This is a genomic window from Mangrovihabitans endophyticus, from assembly GCF_014646155.1.
Taxonomy (GTDB): domain Bacteria; phylum Actinomycetota; class Actinomycetes; order Mycobacteriales; family Micromonosporaceae; genus Actinoplanes; species Actinoplanes endophyticus.
In genome coordinates this window covers 1-17701 of record NZ_BMMX01000068.1, presented here as the reverse complement: position 1 = coordinate 17701, position 17701 = coordinate 1, and the positions used below count along the sequence as shown (strand labels likewise).

The window sequence follows — 17701 nt, the reverse complement described above, 5'->3', positions numbered from 1 at the left end:
CGGCCAGCCGCGCGGCGCGACGCCCGGCGGCCCACACCCCGGCGGCACCGGCCAGCACCGCGGCGACCGCCGCCACCGCGACCAGGTAGCGCGGCAGCGACGGGCTCACCGTGCGCGCGCCGTCCGGCACGATGCCGGCCCGCACCAGCAGGTCGTAGTTCACCACGATCACCTTCACCGCCTCCAGCGGACGGTCCGGGAACTCGTCGATCCCGTCGGTGATCCGCGCCTCGGTGACGTACGACTTGCCGAAGTTCTCGTCGTCGCCGCCGGGCAACCGCGAGCATCCGTACGTGTCAAAGCCGTCGCCGCCCGGGCTGAGCGCGACCACCACCAGGCCCTTCGTCGCGCGTTGCGCGTCGTCGCAGCGGGCCCGCACGTCACCGCCGGGGGCCAGCAGCAGCACCGCCAGCCGCCGGTTGCCGATGATCCGCTGCGCCGCCGCCCGGTCCACCCCGGCTCCGGGCGCGGCGTACACCGAGGACGCCCGGACCTGGCGCGCGACCGGGCCGTCCAGTAGGCCGCCGGACCAGGCCGCCCACCCGGCCAGCATCAGGCAGCCGAGCACGCCCAGCCCGTACGGCGTGCCGAACCACCGTCGCAACCGCCTCACCGGCCCGCCCCCGCCGGATCGTCGTGGGCCGCCAGGTACGCCGCCGGACGGAACCCGGCGAACGGCAGCGCCCGCGCCGCCTCGTCCAGGTCCGCCTCCGCGTCGTCCAGCAGATCCTGCACATGCCGGTCGGGCAGCCACCCGCTCAGCGCCTCGCCGGCCGCGGTCAGACGCGACATGCCGCGGGTCAGGGGTGCACCCGCACGTGTGCCCTCCCGGCCCTGCGCGCCGGCGGCGGTCACGCTCAGCGCGGACATCTCCACGGCCAGCGCGGTGAGCCCGGCCAGCCGCGCCGCCGCACCGGTCCGCGCTGCACCGGGCCGCGCCGCACCGGTCCGCGCCATGCTGGACCGCCCTGTGCCGGGCCGCCCTGTGCCGGGCCGCGCCATGCCGGGCCGCGCGGTGCGGGCGGACAGCACCAGGAACACCGCGACGCACGCGGCGAACAGCCACGGCAGGGCAGGCAGCGCCACCCGCAGCGGATCGAACGGCCGGTACGGCAACGGGCGGTCGAACAACCCGGCGTAGCGGATGTCGGTGACCCGGTTCAGCCAGGCCGGCAGGACCGCGTCCTGCGGGTACGCGTACCGGCCGAGCCGGTCACCCGCCTGACCGTAGAAGCTCGCCCCGGCGACGTCGGCGAAGTCACCCGCCTGCGGGCCGGTGTACTCCACCCAGGACCCGTAGAGCACCACGATCGGGGTGTCCGGGAACACCCGGGCGAGTGCCGGGCCGTACCGCGGCATCGGCGTGCCGAACGGCTGCCGCGGCAGCGCGACGAACAGCGCCGGCCGGCCCGCGAAGGCGGCCCGCGCGGCCCCTGCCGGTGACCGGCTCAGGGTCGCGCCCGGCGCCACATGCGTGCGCCCGCGGCGCAGGTCCGGCAGCACGGCCGCGAGCTCCGCAGGGGTGGGGTCGCGGCGGCGCAGCGCGTCCACGTCCGCCGGCGCCGTCGTCTCGTGAATCCCGTGGATCAGAGTGACCAGCAGGTTCGTCACATCGCCGGTGGCCATCTGGGCGCGCCAGCCGGCCAGCGTGTCGGACCGGGCCTGGTAGACGCCCCCGGTGACCTCGGTGCCGATCACCCGGACGGTCGCGTTGCGCACGTCGCGCACCCGGTCGCGTTCCGCTGCGTCCAGGCCGGGCGGGGCCACCAGGATGCGCACCGGGGTGCCGCCGGCCGCCGAGCGCACCCGCGCCTGGTCCCATCGGGCCACCGAGCCCGGCAGCCGCACCACGTCGTCGGCGGCGACCATCCGGGTCATCTCGGCCACCGACGGCACCGTCGCCTCGCTGAGCTCGCCCGCCGAACCCTCGGGGAGCGGGTCGCCGGCCGCCGGGGACCGTCCGTAGCTGACATCGGTGCTCTGCCGCTGCACGGCCAGAAACACCACCAGGACCGCGACCGCCGTGACCAGTGCGGGCCAGCGCACCCACTCCCGCCACCGGGGCCGTCCCCGCCACCGGGGCCGTCCCCGCCACCGGGACCGGCGCGGGTCAGCCATCGGCCGCGGCCCGCCACAACCCGTCGGCCCGCGCCGCCCAGTCCGCCGCAGCCCGCGCGGTCGCCGCCCCGCCGCCGGTGGCGGTCGCCGCCTCGGCCCGCCCCAGCAACTGGTCCGCCTGGGTCTGCGGGGTCGCGGCGGCGTCCCGGCTGATCCGCGCCACGGCGATGGCCGCCCGCGCGGCCGACCACGCGGCCCGGCGGTGCTCGCGCTCGGCGCGCAGCCGGGGCAGGCGCGCCGCGGTGTAGCCGGCGGCGAACAGCGCGACCACGCCGGCCGGCCAGATCAGCCAGGTCACGGGCGGCTCCGGGGCTGGTAGCAAATGGAATGCCGATTCTGCCCGATGAGATCAACCGCGGCATCGCCCGGCCGGATGCCGCGGCTGGGCCGGTCGGCGGTCAACGACGCGGCTGCTGCGCGCAACGTGGTTCTCCAGTAGCGTCGGGTCATGAGCTCGCAGAGCCTCACCGCGGCGGAGGCCGCCCGGCGCGCCGCCCTGATCACCGTGTCCGCCTACCAGATCGACGTCGACCTGACCGGCCTGCCCGCCGGCCCGGAGCTGCGATGCGTCTCGACGGTGCGGTTCGCCTGCGCGCAGCCGGGCGCGGACACCTTCGTCGACTGCGCGGCGCGGGTGGTCGGCGGCACCCTGAACGGCAAGCCGCTCGGGCCGGCCGACGGCAGCCGGATCCCGCTGCACGGCCTGGCCGAGGCGAACGAGTTGCGGGTGGAGACCGTGCAGGCGGACACGTCCACCGGCGGTGGGGTGCATCGGGCGGTGGATCCCGCCGACGGCGAGGTGTACGTGTGGATGTCGTTCGAGCCGGACGAGGCGCACCGCGCGTGGGCCTGCTTCGACCAGCCCGATCTCAAGGCGCCGCACACGTTCACCGTGACCGCCCCGGCGGACTGGCTGGTGACCAGCAACTCCGGCGAGGCCCGGGTGGAGCAGGCCGGCCCGCACCGGCGGTGGAGCTTCCCGGCCACGCCGCCGCTGTCCACGTACAACACGGTGGTCAACGCCGGGCCGTTGCAGGAGATCCGCCGCCAGGCCGGCGACCACGACCTGGGCATCTTCGGCCGCCGCTCGCTGGTGCGGGTGCTGGAGCGCGACGCCGACGAGATCTTCACGGTGACCGATCAGGGTCTGCGGTTCTACGCCGAGACCTTCGCCATGCCGTTCCCGCAGCGCCGCTATGACCAGGTCTTCATGCCCGAGTTCGGCGGCGCGATGGAGAACTTCGGGTGTGTCACCTGGGCCGACTCGCTGCTCAGCCGCACCCCGCCGACGCCCGCCGAGCGGGAGTTGTTCGCCACCGTGCTGTTGCACGAGATGGCCCACATGTGGTTCGGCAACATCGTGACCATGCGCTGGTGGGACGACCTCTGGCTGAACGAGGCGTTCGCCGACTTCGCGTGCCGCTGGGCGGCGGCGCGGGCGACAGCGTACACCGACGCCTGGGCGGGTCATCTGGCCGGGCGCAAGCTGTCCGCCTACCTGGCCGACCAGGGGCCGACCGCGCACCCGATCCGGCAGCCGGTGCGCGACGTGGCCGAAGCGGCGTCGATCTTCGACGCGATCACCTATCCCAAGGGCCTGTCCGTGCTGCGCCAGTTGATGGAGTACTTGGGCGAGGACGCGTTCACGACCGGACTGCGCGCCTACTTCGCCCGGCACGCCTGGGGCAACACCACGTTGCAGGACCTGATCGACGCTCTGGCGCAGGCGTCCGGGCGTGACCTGACCGCGTGGCGGGAGGGCTGGCTGGACACCGCGGGCACCGACCGGATCACCTTCGACCCGCGTAGCCGTGAGCTGGTGGCCCGCGGCCCGGCCGGCCCGCCCCGGCCGCAGACGCTCGCCGTCGGGGCCTACCGCGCGCAGGGTGAGCGTCTCGCGCGTACCGCCCTGGTCCGGGTCGAGGTGACCGGGCCGCGCACCCTTGTCGACGTCCCGCCCGGCGCCGACCTCTACCTGGTCAACGACGAGGATCTGACGTTCGCCACGGTGCGCCCCGGCGCTCCGGTGATGGAGGCGGCGGACCGGCTGCCCACGCCGCTGTCCCGCGGCGTGGCGGTGGCCACCGCGTACGACATGCTGGTCGACGGCGAGACCGGCCCGGCGGAGATGGTGCGCTGCCTGGCCGGTGTGCTGACGGCGGAGACCGCCGACACGGTGATCGAGCCCTACCTGCGCATCGCCGTCGAGACGGCCGAGCTGTGGGCGGCCGGGCCCACCCGGGCCGCGCTGACCGCGGAGGTCGCCGACGTGTGCGCCGCGCTCGCCGAGCAGCCGGCTCGCCGCCAGGTCGCGCTGCGTTTCCTCGCCGCGACCGCGGCCGGGCCGGCGGTGCTGGACCGGCTGCGCGACCAGGCGAGCGACGACGTCGACCTGCTGTGGCGGGTGCTGGCCCGCCGCGCCGAGCTGGGCGGGGACACCGCGGACGAGGCGGACGCCCTGCTCGCGCGCGATCCGGACCCGGATGCGAAGTTTCGCGCGCTGGCCGTGCGTGCCGCCCGCTGCGACCCGGACGAGAAGGCCGCGATGTGGCGGATGCTCGCCGAGCGCACCGTGCCGATCAGTCACTACGCCGCGGTCACCACCGCCTTCTGGCGCCCCGGACAGGAGGAACTGCTCGCGCCGTACCCGGAGAAGTTCCTGGACCTGCTGCCGGATCTGGGCCGCGGCGGGTCGATCACCAGCATGACGTACGCGGGGCGGCTGTTCCCGACCGTGGCGGTCGGCGCGGACTTCCTGGACCGGGTCGAGGAGGCGTCCGGCGAGGCGACGCCGGCGGTACGCAAGATCCTGCTGGAGAGAGCGGATCTGATGCGCCGGGTGCTGCGCGCCCGCGGGTGACCGGCGGCGTCGCCGCGTTTGGGCCGGCCCGGCACGGGAAACTCCCTGGTCATGTTCCCGGCGGAGAATCTGCGCGACTGGCGTGGCCACAAGGTGATCGATCAGGACGGTGCCAAGATCGGTGATCTGGAGGCGATCTACGTCGACACGGGCACCGACCGGCCCGCGTTCGCTACCGTGCGGGTGGGGTTCATCGGTCGGCACCGCCTCGCCTTCGTCCCGCTGGACGGCGCCACCGTGCTGCCGGATGCGCTGCGCGTGCGCCACGACAAGCGCACCGTGTCCGAGGCCCCCTCCATCGACCTGGACGGCGAACTGCCCGCGGCCTCGGAGCCGGACGTGTTCGCTCACTACGGCATGACCTACCAGCCGGGCACCTCCGGCGAGCGCCGCCTCGCCCGGCGCTGAGCGCCGCATGAGCCCGCCCGCGCTGCTGTCCGCCTCCGTCGGCCACTGGACCGGCGACGGCACCGGCGTCACCGTGATCCTGCCGCCGCCCGGCACGGTCGCCTCCGCGGAGGTGCGCGGCGGGGCGCCGGCGTCCCGGGAGACCGCCCTGCTCGACCCGACCCGCATGGTGACGCGGACCGACGCCGTGGTGCTGTCCGGCGGCTCCGCGTTCGGTCTGTCCGCCGCCGACGGCGTGGCGGCCCTGCTGCGCGAGCGCGGCACCGGCCTCGCCACGCCGTACGGCCCGGTGCCGATCGTGGTCGGGCTGTCGCTGTTCGACGCGTCGGTGCGGTCCGGGCCGCCGGATGCCGCCGCGGGACGCCGGGCGGCGCTGGCCGCGCTGGACGGCGCCGCGCTGACCACCGGGCGGGTGGGTGCCGGCGCCGGCGCCACCACCGGGCACTGGCGCGGCCGCGCGGACCCGGGCGGCCTGGGTGTGGCGCAGCGCACCGCGGGCGGTGCGACGGTGGCCGTGCTCGCCGTGGTGAACTCGTGGGGCGATGTGCTCGGCGACGACGCCCGGCCGCTGACCGGCGGCCCGCCCGTCGCCGGCCCGCCCGTCCCCGGCCCGGCGGCGCGGCCGTTCGGAGCCCCGGGGCTGAACACCACCCTCGCCGTGGTGCTCACCGATGCGCGTCTGGCCAAGCCGGACTGCTTCCTGCTGGCACAGAGCGGGAACACCGGGCTCGCCCGGGCGCTGCACCCGGCCCACTCCCGGTTCGACGGCGACGCCGTGGTGTCCCTGGCCACCGGCGTGGCCGACGCGGACCTGGACCTGCTGCGCGCCGCGGCCACCGAGGCGACGGCCGAGGCGATCCGGAACGCGGTCCGCGGACCGCACGAACCCCCGGTCAGGTGAGGGTAGCCTTACCGCTGACATCAGACCCCCGAGGCAGGAGGTGCCGTCGTGGCGGAACGCCCGGCGCGCTCGACCAGGACCGGCGTCGTGACGCGGGTCGAACGGCTGACCCCCACCATGGTCCGCGTCGTGTTCGGCGGCGACGGTCTGGCCGGCATGTCCGCCGGCGAGTTCACCGACCACTACGTCAAGCTGCTGTTCCCGCGGCCCGGCGTGGCCTACCCGGAGCCGTTCGACATGGCCGCCGTCCGGCGCGACATGCCCCGCGAGGCGTGGCCGGTGATCCGGACCTACACCGTGCGCCGGTGGCGGCCGGACATCCCCGAGATGTGGATCGACTTCGTCGTGCACGGCGACGAGGGGCTGGCCGGGCCGTGGGCGGTCGCCGCCCAGCCGGGCGACCGGATCCGGTTCCTCGGCCCCGGCGGAGCGTACGCGCCCGACCCGCGGGCCGACTGGCATCTGCTGGCCGGCGACGAGAGCGCGCTGCCGGCCATCGCCGCCGCCCTGGACCGGATGCCCGCGGGGGCGCCGGCCCGGGTGTTCCTGGAGGTGGCCGGACCGGCGCAGGAGCAGAAGCTGGAGACCGTCGGCGACGCCCGCATCGTCTGGCTGCACCGCGGCGACCGCCCGGTGGGCGAGCCGCTGGCCGCCGCGGTCCGCGCGCTCGACTTCCCGCCCGGCCGGGTGCACGCGTTCGTGCACGGCGAGGCCCACCTCGTCAAGGACCTGCGTGCCCACCTGCGCCACGACCGGGGGATCGCGACGGACCAGATGTCGGTGTCCGGGTACTGGCGGCGAGGCATGGACGAGGACGGCTGGCAGGCCGGCAAACGGGCATGGAACGAGCAGGTGGAGCGGGAGCAGGAAAGCGCCACGGCCTAGTAGTTTCCCGGTGGTGAGCGGGGTCACGATGACGCAGGACGCGCGCATCCGTGACATCAGCCGCGGTGGCTGATCGAATCATCGACGGAGGTCTGTCATGAGCTCACCCGCCGGCCCGTCCCGCTTGCGGCCCGACACCGACGCCGTGCTGCGTGGCGGCCCCGACGACTTGCCCGCCGAGCTGCGTACCTTCCGCACCGACCGGGATGCCGGGACGGTGAAGGTGCCGTTCTACGGCGGCTACGAACACTTCGAACGCCGTGCGGCCGAGCCCGGCGCCGGGCCGGCGGACGGTCCGGTCGAGTTCCACTGGATCGGCCGCACCCGCGTGGCGGAATGACCGGCGCGCGGCTGCTGGGCGCCCTGCACGGCCCGGCCGACGCACCCGGTGCGGTCAACGGCCTGTCCCGGCACGATCTGCTGGGCCGGGCCGCCGCGCTGGCGCGGGAACTGGCCGGGGCGCCCGCGGTCGCGGTGCACGCACAGCCCGGCGAGTCCACCGTGGTCGCGGTGACCGCCGGGCTGCTGGCCGGGGTGCCGGTGGTTCCGGTGCCACCGGACGCGGGACGGCTGGAACGCGCGCACGTGCTGACCGACTCCGGTGCCGCGCTGATGCTCTCCGACGACCCGGCCGCCGCAGGCGACACCGGGCTGGCGGTGATGCCGGTGTCCGGATCCACCCGCACCGCCGCGGTGCCGCCGGAACCGCCACCGCGGGCGAGCGCGCTGATCCTGTACACCAGCGGCACCACCGGGCCGCCCAAGGGCGTGGTGCTCTCCCGCGCGGCACTCGCCGCCGGCCTGGACGCGCTGGCCGAGGCCTGGCAGTGGACCGCGGACGACGTGCTGGTGCACGGCCTGCCGCTGTTCCACGTGCACGGGCTGGTGCTCGGGGTGCTGGGGCCGCTGCGGGTGGGCTCCCGTCTGGTGCACACCGGCAGACCCGGCCCGCACGCGTACGCCGCCGCGGGTGGGACCCTCTACTTCGGCGTACCGACGATCTGGTCGCGGGTGTGCGCGGCCCCGGACGCGGCCCGCCGGCTGCGGTCGGCGCGGCTTCTGGTCTCCGGCAGCGCGCCGTTGCCCGTGCCGGTGTTCCGCGACCTGGTGGAACTGACCGGGCAGGCGCCGGTCGAGCGGTACGGCATGACGGAGACGCTGATCACGGTGAGCGCGCGGGCCGACGGCGATCGGCGGCCCGGCCAGGTCGGCCTGCCGGTGCGCGGGGTGCGCACCCGGATCGTGGACGAGCAGGGCGCGCCGCTGCCGCACGACGGCGAGACCATCGGGGCGCTCCAGGTGCGCGGCGCCACCCTGTTCGACGGCTACCTGCGCGGTGGGCGGGCCGAGCCGCCCCCGCTGCCCGGCGGGTGGTACGGCACCGGTGACGTCGCCACCATCGCCGCCGACGGGTGGCATCGCATCGTCGGGCGGGCCTCCACCGACCTGATCAAGAGCGGCGGATACCGGGTCGGCGCCGGCGAGGTGGAGGACGCGCTGCTGCACCATCCCGCGGTGCGGGAGGCCGCCGTGATCGGCCTGCCGCATCCGGACCTGGGCGAGCAGATCACCGCGTACGTGGTGGGGGAGCCGGTGCCGCCGGAGGACCTGATCGCCTTCGTGGCCGAGCGGCTGGCGGCCCACAAACGCCCCCGGCAGATACGCTTCGTGACCGACCTGCCGCGCAACGCCATGGGTAAGGTGCAGAAGGCGCGGTTGCGCTGATTGATATCGGGATCGGCATCCCCACGACTGGAAAGTTGTCGTACGGCAACGGTATAAAGCAGGCATGGAAACGCCCGGACTCGTCGTGCTCACCCCCGCAGGTGAGCTCGACATGGCAGACCGTGACGGCCTGGAACGGGCCGTGGTCGGCGCCGTCCGCAGCGCCGGCGTCCAGCACGTCGTGCTCGACCTGGCGGATGTCACCTTCATCGATTCCGAAGTGCTGGCCGCGGTCATCGCCGGGCGCAACGCCGCGGTGGCCGCGGGGGTGCGCTTCTGCCTGGCCAACGCGCACGGCATGGTGCGCCGGGTGCTGGAGGTGACCGGCCTGCTGGAAGTGCTGGGTAGTTGAGTCTCGGAGGCTGCTGAGTCTCGGGGGCTGCGTCTCAGGGCGCCGGCGTGGTCTCCACGGCGTCGATCCGGTTCGGATAGAACGCCACGTGGTCCTTGATCTCGGCGACCGCCTCGTGCGGCTGTGCGTACGTCCAGACCGCGTCCACACTGCGGTCGCCGCCCACCGGGACGGAGAAGTACGACGCGTCGCCCTTGAACGGGCAGTAACTGCTCGTGCTGGTCGGTTCGAGCAGGCCGCGGTCGACGTCGGCGAGCGGGATGTACTGCACCGCCGGGTAGTCGGCCTCCTGCAGGGTGAGCGCGTGGGTGCTGTCGGCGACCACCCGGCCGGCCACGGTCACCACCACCCGGCCGGGCGTCGGCGTGATCGTGATGGGATGGTCCGGGCCGGGCGTCAGGACTGGCTTCTGGGTCATGCCCGGTTCAAGTCGGCGGCGGCGGATTTATTCCGCCCGCCGGGCCTCTCGCGGCACACGCCGAGGCGTCGATGGGCGCTGATATCGTGCCGATCGTGAACGATGCCACGCCACCGGAACGGGAGCAGACGCCCGGCCGCGGGCGTGTGCACGACGACGCGTACGAGCCGGGGTATTCCGGGCCGGACGATCCGTCCGCGTACGCATCCTCCGGCCCACCCGCGTACGAGCCGGACGAGTACGGTCTCGGGCCGGTCTCCGGCGGTTTCGGCGGTTCCGTCTATGGGCAGCGGCGCATCGAGCCGTCGCCGCCGCCGGACCACGGCAAGATGATCAAGGGGGCGCTGGCCGGGCTGGCGGCCGGGCTGCTGGTGGCCGGCGTGGGCGGGTTCTTCATCGGCCGGGCCAGTGTGGACGACGCGCCCGCCGTGCCGCAGGCGCCGGCCGCGCCGCCCGCCCTGGCCGCCATCGCCGCCGCCAACCGGGCCGAGTTCGGCGCCGACCTGGCCCCGCTGGCGCAGCCGTGGCTGACCGACATGAGCGGCTGCCTGTCCGACAGGGACCCCGGCGGCCCGCACCTGGGCGACGGCCAGCAGTCCCACGTGCTGTGCCGCGACGGCGGCATGTACCTGCACTTCGTGGCCTATTCCTCGGCCGACGCCAAGTCCGCCGACCTGGCCTTCCGGCAGCAGACGGCGCTCAGCTCGGCGGCCATCCTGCCCGGCGCCGAACAGCCCGGCCGCAAACTGGGCGGGGTCACCGGCGCGCCGGGCACCTACGTCGAATATGCGACCCGCGCCGGCGACGCCCCGGCGCTGTGCGGGGTGTGGTGGAGCCGGGACAACACCGACGCCGCGGTCTACGTGGACGTCCTCTGCGACAGCCTCGGCGGTTCGTGGACCCCGCTGCGCGCGGTGTGGCGGCGGCACAGCTGATGACCGGCCTGCTCGCCGACCGGTCGGTGGCCGTGGTGCACGAGTGGTTCAGCGCCGTCGGCGGCTCCGAGAACATGTTCACCGAGATCGCCGCCCTGGTGCCGCATGCCGTCCGGCACGTGCTCTGGGTGGAGCCGGGCGTGGACGCGCCGGAACTGCGCCAGACGTGGCTGGCGCACACGCCGCTGTGCCGGTCCAAGGCGCTGGCGCTGCCGGTGATGCCGCTCGTGTGGCGCACCGCCGGCCGGCCCGCCCCGGACGTGGTGATCTCCTCCAGCCACGCCTTCGCACACACCGTGAAGTTCGGCCCGCCGCAGCGGACCCGGCACGTGAGCTACGTGCACACCCCGGCCCGGTACGTGTGGAGCCCCGGTTTCGACTCGCGCGGCGCGAACCCGTTGTTGCGCCCGGTCCGCCGCCTGCTGCAGGAGGCGGACGTGCGCGGCGGGCGGCACGTGCACGCGTACGCGGCGAACTCCCTGGAGGTCCGCGACCGGATCCGGCGCTTCTGGCACCGCGACGCGGAGGTGATCCACCCGCCGGTGGACGTGGAGTTCTACGGCGCCGCCCCGCTCGGCCACTCCCGCGACTACCTGCTCGGGGTGGGACGCTGGATCCCGTACAAGCGGTTCGATCTGATGATCGAGATCGCCGAGGCCGCCGGACGGCCGCTGGTGCTGGCCGGGTCCGGCCCGTGCGAGGCGGCGCTGCGCCGGCGGGCCGGCGGCGCGGTGCGATTCGAGCCGCAGCCGAGCCGGGACCGGCTGCGCGAGCTGTACGCGGGGGCGGCGGCGCTGCTCTACCCCGCGCACGAGGACTTCGGCATCGTCCCGGTGGAGGCGCAGGCGTGCGGCACACCGGTGCTCGGCCTGCGCCGGGGCGGGCTGCGGGAGACCGTGGTGGAGGGGGAGACCGGTTTCCTCGTCGATGCCACCGACCCGGCGGCGTACGCCCGTCTGGTGCCCCGGCTGTCCGAACTGGACCCGCAGCGGATCCGCCGGCATGCGGCCGGGTTCGGCCGGGCCCGCTTCCGGGAGCGGATGTCGCAATGGGTGCGCGATGTCACCGGATGACCGGCCGCTGACCGTGCTGGAGTGCAGTGGTGTCGGGCCCGGCGGCATCACCCGCGTGCTCACCGAGCTGGCCCGGCACTGGCCCGCGGATCACCGCCTCGAAGTGCTCGCCGCGCCGGCCGGCTGGGACGTCGGCGGCGTGCCGGTGGTCAGCCGGCAGGGCGGCGGCCGGGAACGAACCATCGCCGCCGCCGCGGCGGCGCTGCGCCGACGGCGCGCCGGGCGGGTGCTGTCGCTGAGCCCGTCGCTGGCCGTCGCCGGGGTGCGCGTCCCGCTCACCACCATCGTGCACGACCTGGCCTTCCGGCTCTGGCCGCACGGGCTGTCCCGGGCGGTGCGGCAGTACCGACGGGTCAGCTATGCGACCGCGATCCGCAGGTCCGGGCGGCTGCTGTGCGTCAGCGAGCGCACCCGGCACGACCTGCTCGGCGTGTACGGCCTCGGCGCGGACCGCACCGCCGTGTGGCACCCGGGCAGTGACCTGTCCGCGCCGGGCGCCCGGCCCGCCGTGCTGCCGCCGGACTACGTGCTGGTCCCCGGGCACGCCGCGCACAAGGGGGTGGAACTGGCCGTCGAGGCGATGCGCGACTTCCCCGGCCACACCCTGGCGGTGCTCGGCGGCGGCGCCCGGCCCGCGGCCGGCGGCTCCGGACGGGTGATCGTCCTGGACCGGCTGGACGAGGCGGCGTACGCGGCGGCGGTGGCGGGCGCGGCCGCGTTCGTCATGCCCAGCCACTTCGAGGGATACGGCCTGCCCGCGGCCGAGGCGCTGCGCCTGGGCACCCCGACGGTGATCTCCCCGGACCCGGCGCTGCGCGAGGCCACCGGCGGCGCCGCGGTGTGCATGGAAAGCTGGACCGCGGGGGCGCTGACGGCGGCCCTGCGGGAGGCCCTGGCCCGGCCGCGCCCGGCCCGCCCGGTGGCCACCCGCTCCTGGCGGGAGGCCACGCTGGACCTGGTCGAGCGGGTGTGGCGCTGATGCGGATCGCCATGGTGCACGCCTCGTTTTCGGTGCGCGGCGGGGCCGAGAACTATCTGGACGATCTGGCTGCCGCCCTGGTCGACCGCGGCCACCAGGTGCGGGTCTTCACCGCCGCGGACCGGCCGCGCTGGTCCGCCCGGCTGCCCGGCAAGGCCGCCGTGCACCTGGGTGACCTGCTCGACCCGACCGGCCTGCGGCCGCGCGACCTGCGCGTCTTCCGGCCCGACGTGGTGCACGTGCACAACTGGCAGGGGCTGGGTGTGCTGCCGGTGGCCCGGCTGGCCCGCGCCTACCCGACCGTCCACACGGTGCACGACTACGCCGTGGTGGACCCCAACAACGCCATGCTCAGCCTGGGACGCTCCGGACTGCTGGACGCGACGCTGCGGCTGCGCTCGGCGTGGATCCTGCGCCGGTTCGCGGCGGTGTCGCTGATCTACGCCACGCCGCGGGCACGCGCGGCGGTGGTCCGCAGCGCCCCGCGCACGCGGCAGCCCCGCAGCCGGATCGTGCCGCTCGCGGTCGCCGGCCACCGGGCCACCGCGGACCTGCCGCCCGGCGATCCCGGCACGTTCCTCTACCTCGGCGCGCTGGGCGTGCACAAGGGCGTCGACCTGCTGCTGGAGGCGTGGGACTCGCCGGGCACGCTGCTGGTGGCGGGGGACGGGCCGTTGCGGGACGAGGTGCGGCGGGCCGCCGCCGCCTCCGGCGGTTCGGTGATCTATCTGGGGCCGTTGGACGCCGACGGCAAGCGTGCCGCGTTCGGCCGGGCCGGGTGGCTGGTCTTCCCCAGCCGCCACGTGGAGACGTACGGGCTGGTGTGCGCCGAGGCGCTGATCGCCGGCCGTCCGGTGATCGCCGGGGCGCACGCCCCGCCGCCGATGGCGGGGGAGAAGTCGGTGCTGCTCTATCACGGTGTCGACGGGCTGCGCGCCACGCTGCGCCGGGCGGCCGGGATGAGCCCGGACGAGTACGCGGCCGTCGCCGCCGCGGCCGCCGCGGACGGTCGCGAGCTCGACTGGGACGCCCACGTCGGCGCGGTTCTCGACGCGTACCGGTCGCGATGAACGGACCGGACACCGGCACCGCCGTGCCGCCGGTCTGGGACCGGGTCCGTGAGTACGGCCTGGCCGCGGTGCTCGTGCTGATCGGTGCGCCGCTGGCCGCGCAGGGACTGTCCTGGCTGCTGTTCGCGGGGCACGGCTGGGTGCTCAACCTGGCCGCCGCGGTGCTGGCCAGCGCGCTGGCCGTCGCCGTGGTGGTGCACCGCGGCGGTGACCTGCCGGTGCGATGGGCCGCCGCGGGGCTGGTGGCCGCCGCCGCGGCGCTGCTCTGGGGCGCGATCGGCGTGGCGGACCACGGCCTCGCGCAGACGGTCACCGGCCTGCGGCTGATCCTCATGCCGATCGCCTTCGCGGTCATCGCCGCCTCGCTGGGCGGCCCGGCGATCGAGCGGCTGCTGACCGTCGCGGCCTGGGTGATGACCGCCAACGCGGTGGCGGCGGTGGCGGAGAAGCTGATCGGGCCGGACACCCTGGTGCACTGGGGTTTCACCGCGGACCACAACGTGCGCTACATCGACGGTGTGTTCCGGGTGCCCGGCCTCACCCAGGTCAACGCGGAGCTGGGCCTGCTGGCCGGCGCGTTTGCGCTCGGGTACGCGGTGTGCTGGCTGAGCCCGAGCACCCGTCCGCGCCGAGGGGTGTGGCACATCGCCGCGGTCGCCGCCGTGGTCTGCCTGGGCCTGAGCACCAGCCGGTCCGGGGCGTTGCTGGTGGTCGGCGGGCTGACCGGCGCGGTGGTGCTGCCGCGGACCCGGTCGCGGCGCCGCCGGATCGTCGCGATCGTGCTGGCCGCGCTGCTCGCCGTGGGCCTCGCCGGCGCGTTCGTGCTGCTCGGCGCTGGCGGCAGCGCCAGCCTGTTCCAGCGTTTCGCGGTGTGGCGGGATCTGCTCGCCGGGGTGTCCGTGCTGGGCGACGGGATCGGCGGCGCGGGAGGTGCCACCTATTCGCGGGTGGCCGCCTCACCACCGCGGTTCGTGGACAATTACTTCCTCGACGTCGGGTTGCAGTTCGGGCCGGTGGTGATGGTGCTGCTGGTGGTCGCGACGGTCGCCACGGTGGTGGCGTGCGTGCGCGCGTCGCGGCGACGGCGGGACCTGGTGCTGCCGATCGGCCTGGTGTGCGGCCTGGCGTGCGCGTCCCTGACCCTGGACACCTGGGAGTTCGGCGCCACCATGCTGACGTTGATCCTGTTCGGCTACCACGGCCTGCGGTCGGCGCCGTGATCGCCGCGGTGCGCCGGCTGCAGGAGTCGCAGCTATCCGTGCAGGCGATGACCCGGCTGGCCAGCGTGGGCCTGTTCCTGCTCGCGTCCTGGACGGACAGCCGGCACGTGGCCCTGATCGCCGTCCAGGGCGCGTTGCTGGCCATCCCGTACACCCTGGTCGAGGCGATGGTGGGCCGCCCGCTGTCGGCCGGGGTGGTGCCCGGCACGTGGCGGCTGGAGGCATGGGCGGCGCGGGCCGCCGCCGCCATCGCCGTGCCCGCCGCGGTCGTCGGGTTCGCCGCGGTCTCGGTGGCGCTGCCCGGATCCGGGATCCTGGACCGGCTGCTGGTGGTCGCTCCGGTGCTGTTGCAACTGCCGGTGGAGGCGTTGTTCTGGGTGGCCTTCCGCACCCGGGGACGCCGCCGGGCGAACGCCCTGCCGCAGAGCGTCGCGGCCGGCACCCTGCTCACCGCCGCCGTGTTCGCGGTGGCCGGGCTGCGGCTGGAGGTCGCCGCGGTGCCGGCCCAGATCGCGGTGCTCGCCTGGGCGTTCGCCACCCGGCCCGCGGGCGGCCCGCACACCCGGCCCGGTCCGCTGGCCGGCGTGCGGATCGGGGCGGCCTACTGCGTGGCGGCCGCGGTCGACCTCGGGTACGTGGTGGCGCTGCCCGCGGTCGCCGGGGTGCTGGCCGGACCGGCCGCCATCGTGGTGCTGCGCGCCATGGACCTGGCCTTCGGGCCGTTCCATGTGGCGCTGGCCGCCACCACCCGCGAGGATGTGGTGGCCGGGCGCTCCGGGCGGTTCCGGACCGGGGCCCGGCTGCTCACCGCGGTGCTGCTGGTGGCCACCTCGGTGGCGGTGCTGGCCGGCCCGTGGGCCCGCGGGTTGCTCTCCGCCGACCTGGCCGCCGCATCGGTCGGCGTGGTCGCCCTGTACTGCGTCTACAAGGCCGCGGTGATGGTCTCCACCTGGCTGTCGATGCGGCACATGGTGCGGGCGGCGCCGCGCACCTACCTGGTGTCGGCGATCGGCTCCCGGGTGGTGGCGTTCGCGTCGCTGGCCGTGGCGTTGCTCTGGGTGCGGCACACCGGGCATCTGTTCGCCCAGCTCGCGGCGGCCGAGGCGGTCGTGGTGGCCTGGTTCGCAGCGCGGTTGCGGACGACCGGCGCGCGGACCGGCGCGGCGGGTCCCGGCATGCCGGACGTCCCTGCGGCGCACGCGGGCACGTCCACCAGTGACGGCACATCGACTAGTCTCGTCGGGCCGAGTCAGCGTCAGGAGGACGGATGATTCCCGAGCCACCCGGCACCGAGCCATCCGGCACCGGGCCGGCGCGGCTGCCCGCGCCCGGTGCGGCGGTGCCGCGGCGGCGGGCGATGGCCTCGATGGGCGCCCTGGTCGCCGGCACCGGCGTGCTCGGGGTCGGCGCGGGGGCGTACGGCAAGGGACTGACCACCCCGGCCGGCCACGGCTACGACGTGCGGGACTTCGGCGCCTCCGGCGACGGCGTCGCCGACGACACCGGCGCGCTGCAGGACGCGCTGGACGCGGCGCGAGCCTCTGGCGGCATCGTCTTCGTCCCGCCGGGTGTCTATCTGACCCGCCGCCTCGCCCTCGGCTCGCGCGTGCACCTGCGCGGGGCCGGCGGCGACGCCACGGTGCTGCGGCTGGCGCCGGACGCCAACACCGCGGTGCTGGAATCGGCGGGCTTCGACGCGGGCGGCCGGGGCCGCGGCGACGGCGGCATCCACGGCTTCAGCGTCCGCGACCTCACCGTGGACGGCAACCGGGCGCAGGGCAATCCGGTCGGCTGCGGGCTGCGGCTCTACGGTTACGGGTACGAGCTGGCCGATGTCACCGTGTTCGGCTGCGGCGCGGACGGCGTGGCCAGTGTCTGGGGCACCGCCGGCGATCTGCCCAGCCCGTCACATCAGATGGAGTCGCGCGTCACCGGCCTGCGCACGCACGACAACGGCGGGCACGGCGTCAACTTCGCCGGGCCGCACGACTCCATGTTCGTCAACTGCCTGTCGTTTCAGAACGGCGGCGCCGGTTTTCAGATGGCGGGCAACGCGTACGGCACCCTGATGGTCAACTGCCACGCCTGGGGTGTGCGGCAGAAGGTCTCCTTCGAGCTGGCCGCGTCCGGCATCGGGTGCGTGAACTGCTACGCCGACCTGGACGGCGGGGTCGGGGTGCGGATCTCGCGCAACGACTGCCGCTGGGTCGCCGGGTACGTGCAGGGTGCCAACCACGCGGGGCCGGCCACCGAGATCGGTGTGCAGTTCGTGCCCGGCGCACGCCCGGAGGAGCCGGCCGGGTCCACCATCGACACCCAGATCCGCAACTGCGCCACCGCCGCCGTCGACTTCGGCGCCGACCGCGGCCTGTCCAGCGTGCGGGCCACCCTGTCGCAACCGGGGGTGACCGGCCGCGCGGGAACCGGCCGGGGCTGGATCGGACGCCCGGCGCGCAACACCCAAGTGGAGATCACCCACGGGCTGGGACACCCGACCAAGAACCTGGTCGTGCGCCCGGCGTTCGACCTGCGCTCCGAGCAGACTCCGGTGCCGCCGGACGACGGCGCGGTGCGGGTGTTCGCCCGCGAGCAGGGCGGTCAGGTGCAGCTCTGCGTGCGCTTCCCGGACGGCTCGGTGCAGGTCCTGGCCGCCGGCAACTGAACCCACCCCCAGCCCGTCCCCAGCCCGTCCCCAGCCCGTCCCCAGCCCGTCCCCGCCCGCCCCCCGCCGGCCGCCCGCCCGCCCCCGCCGCCCGC

General features: G+C 75.4%; 18 protein-coding genes. 14 read left to right on the top strand and 4 right to left on the bottom strand.

The genetic code is table 11. From position 1 onward, the window contains the following. The 3 genes from IEY73_RS31310 to IEY73_RS31300 all read right to left on the bottom strand — a co-directional run. On the bottom strand, positions 1 to 613 hold a 613-nt coding region (locus IEY73_RS31310; RefSeq protein ID WP_189082962.1), incomplete at its 3' end, for a hypothetical protein. Continuing rightward, a complete protein-coding gene (locus IEY73_RS31305; RefSeq protein ID WP_189082961.1) occupies positions 610 to 2046 on the bottom strand; it encodes a hypothetical protein in 1437 nt (478 codons plus the stop codon). The genes IEY73_RS31310 and IEY73_RS31305, both read right to left, overlap by 4 nt. 64 nt (positions 2047 to 2110) lie before the next feature. Next, on the bottom strand, positions 2111 to 2416 hold the full coding sequence (locus IEY73_RS31300; protein ID WP_189082960.1) for a DUF6403 family protein: 306 nt from the start codon (positions 2414 to 2416) through the stop codon (positions 2111 to 2113). Positions 2417 to 2566: 150 nt separating this feature from the next. Between IEY73_RS31300 and pepN the strand changes: the two genes are divergently transcribed. The 7 genes from pepN (at position 2567) to IEY73_RS31265 (ending at position 9249) form a co-directional block, all read left to right on the top strand. After that, a complete protein-coding gene (pepN, locus tag IEY73_RS31295) occupies positions 2567 to 4978 on the top strand; it encodes an aminopeptidase N (RefSeq protein WP_189082959.1) in 2412 nt (803 codons plus the stop codon). A 51-nt stretch (positions 4979 to 5029) separates the two neighbouring features. Beyond that, complete coding sequence (locus IEY73_RS31290; protein WP_189082958.1) at positions 5030 to 5386, top strand: PRC-barrel domain-containing protein; 357 nt, start codon at positions 5030 to 5032, stop codon at positions 5384 to 5386. 7 nt (positions 5387 to 5393) lie between these two features. Continuing rightward, positions 5394 to 6287, top strand: coding sequence for a P1 family peptidase (locus tag IEY73_RS31285; protein WP_189082957.1), 894 nt, complete (start codon positions 5394 to 5396; stop codon positions 6285 to 6287). Between the two features lie 48 nt (positions 6288 to 6335). Beyond that, positions 6336 to 7172: a siderophore-interacting protein gene (locus IEY73_RS31280; protein ID WP_189082956.1), complete on the top strand. Its 837-nt coding sequence runs from the start codon at positions 6336 to 6338 to the stop codon at positions 7170 to 7172. Between the two features lie 97 nt (positions 7173 to 7269). Further along, the gene (locus IEY73_RS31275) at positions 7270 to 7512 is read left to right on the top strand and encodes a DUF5988 family protein (protein WP_189082955.1); all 243 of its coding nucleotides are present in this window, start codon (positions 7270 to 7272) and stop codon (positions 7510 to 7512) included. Then, entirely contained in the window at positions 7509 to 8897 is a 1389-nt protein-coding gene (locus tag IEY73_RS31270) for an AMP-binding protein (RefSeq protein ID WP_189082954.1), read from the top strand. Before IEY73_RS31275 ends, IEY73_RS31270 begins: the two co-directional genes overlap by 4 nt. A gap of 64 nt (positions 8898 to 8961) precedes the next feature. After that, complete coding sequence (locus IEY73_RS31265) at positions 8962 to 9249, top strand: STAS domain-containing protein (RefSeq protein ID WP_189082953.1); 288 nt, start codon at positions 8962 to 8964, stop codon at positions 9247 to 9249. A gap of 34 nt (positions 9250 to 9283) precedes the next feature. Here IEY73_RS31265 and IEY73_RS31260 read toward each other — a convergent pair whose 3' ends face one another. After that, positions 9284 to 9667, bottom strand: coding sequence for a DUF427 domain-containing protein (locus IEY73_RS31260; RefSeq protein WP_189082952.1), 384 nt, complete (start codon positions 9665 to 9667; stop codon positions 9284 to 9286). Between the two features lie 71 nt (positions 9668 to 9738). Here IEY73_RS31260 and IEY73_RS31255 point away from each other — a divergent pair, with 71 nt between their 5' ends. Genes IEY73_RS31255 through IEY73_RS31225 form a run of 7 tightly spaced genes read left to right on the top strand, consistent with a single transcriptional unit; the run spans position 9739 to position 17606 of the window. Beyond that, a complete protein-coding gene (locus IEY73_RS31255; protein WP_189082951.1) occupies positions 9739 to 10602 on the top strand; it encodes a hypothetical protein in 864 nt (287 codons plus the stop codon). Then, positions 10563 to 11675 carry a glycosyltransferase gene (locus tag IEY73_RS31250; RefSeq protein WP_229716332.1) on the top strand — a complete coding sequence of 371 codons (1113 nt, stop codon included), beginning with the start codon at positions 10563 to 10565 and terminating at the stop codon, positions 11673 to 11675. Before IEY73_RS31255 ends, IEY73_RS31250 begins: the two co-directional genes overlap by 40 nt. Continuing rightward, positions 11662 to 12654, top strand: a complete 993-nt coding sequence (locus IEY73_RS31245; protein WP_189082950.1) for a glycosyltransferase — start codon at positions 11662 to 11664, stop codon at positions 12652 to 12654. Before IEY73_RS31250 ends, IEY73_RS31245 begins: the two co-directional genes overlap by 14 nt. Then, positions 12654 to 13724 (top strand): glycosyltransferase, encoded by a 1071-nt coding sequence (locus tag IEY73_RS31240; RefSeq protein WP_229716331.1) that lies wholly within the window; start codon positions 12654 to 12656, stop codon positions 13722 to 13724. Before IEY73_RS31245 ends, IEY73_RS31240 begins: the two co-directional genes overlap by 1 nt. Next, the gene (locus IEY73_RS31235; RefSeq protein ID WP_189082948.1) at positions 13721 to 14944 is read left to right on the top strand and encodes an O-antigen ligase family protein; all 1224 of its coding nucleotides are present in this window, start codon (positions 13721 to 13723) and stop codon (positions 14942 to 14944) included. Before IEY73_RS31240 ends, IEY73_RS31235 begins: the two co-directional genes overlap by 4 nt. Beyond that, complete coding sequence (locus IEY73_RS31230; protein WP_229716330.1) at positions 14941 to 16215, top strand: hypothetical protein; 1275 nt, start codon at positions 14941 to 14943, stop codon at positions 16213 to 16215. Before IEY73_RS31235 ends, IEY73_RS31230 begins: the two co-directional genes overlap by 4 nt. Continuing rightward, complete coding sequence (locus IEY73_RS31225; protein ID WP_189082947.1) at positions 16212 to 17606, top strand: right-handed parallel beta-helix repeat-containing protein; 1395 nt, start codon at positions 16212 to 16214, stop codon at positions 17604 to 17606. Before IEY73_RS31230 ends, IEY73_RS31225 begins: the two co-directional genes overlap by 4 nt. The last annotated feature ends 95 nt before the right edge of the window (positions 17607 to 17701 follow it).

Bases quoted from the DNA above. Each gene is read 5' to 3' on its own strand.
- pepN (WP_189082959.1), top strand. From the start codon at position 2,567: ATGAGCTCGCAGAGCCTCACCGCGGCGGAGGCCGCCCGGCGCGCCGCC.
- IEY73_RS31290 (WP_189082958.1), top strand. From the start codon at position 5,030: ATGTTCCCGGCGGAGAATCTGCGCGACTGGCGTGGCCACAAGGTGATC.
- IEY73_RS31285 (WP_189082957.1), top strand. From the start codon at position 5,394: ATGAGCCCGCCCGCGCTGCTGTCCGCCTCCGTCGGCCACTGGACCGGC.
- IEY73_RS31275 (WP_189082955.1), top strand. From the start codon at position 7,270: ATGAGCTCACCCGCCGGCCCGTCCCGCTTGCGGCCCGACACCGACGCC.
- IEY73_RS31270 (WP_189082954.1), top strand. From the start codon at position 7,509: ATGACCGGCGCGCGGCTGCTGGGCGCCCTGCACGGCCCGGCCGACGCA.
- IEY73_RS31265 (WP_189082953.1), top strand. From the start codon at position 8,962: ATGGAAACGCCCGGACTCGTCGTGCTCACCCCCGCAGGTGAGCTCGAC.
- IEY73_RS31260 (WP_189082952.1), bottom strand. From the start codon at position 9,667: ATGACCCAGAAGCCAGTCCTGACGCCCGGCCCGGACCATCCCATCACG.
- IEY73_RS31255 (WP_189082951.1), top strand. From the start codon at position 9,739: ATGGGCGCTGATATCGTGCCGATCGTGAACGATGCCACGCCACCGGAA.
- IEY73_RS31245 (WP_189082950.1), top strand. From the start codon at position 11,662: ATGTCACCGGATGACCGGCCGCTGACCGTGCTGGAGTGCAGTGGTGTC.
- IEY73_RS31240 (WP_229716331.1), top strand. From the start codon at position 12,654: ATGCGGATCGCCATGGTGCACGCCTCGTTTTCGGTGCGCGGCGGGGCC.
- IEY73_RS31235 (WP_189082948.1), top strand. From the start codon at position 13,721: ATGAACGGACCGGACACCGGCACCGCCGTGCCGCCGGTCTGGGACCGG.
- IEY73_RS31225 (WP_189082947.1), top strand. From the start codon at position 16,212: ATGATTCCCGAGCCACCCGGCACCGAGCCATCCGGCACCGGGCCGGCG.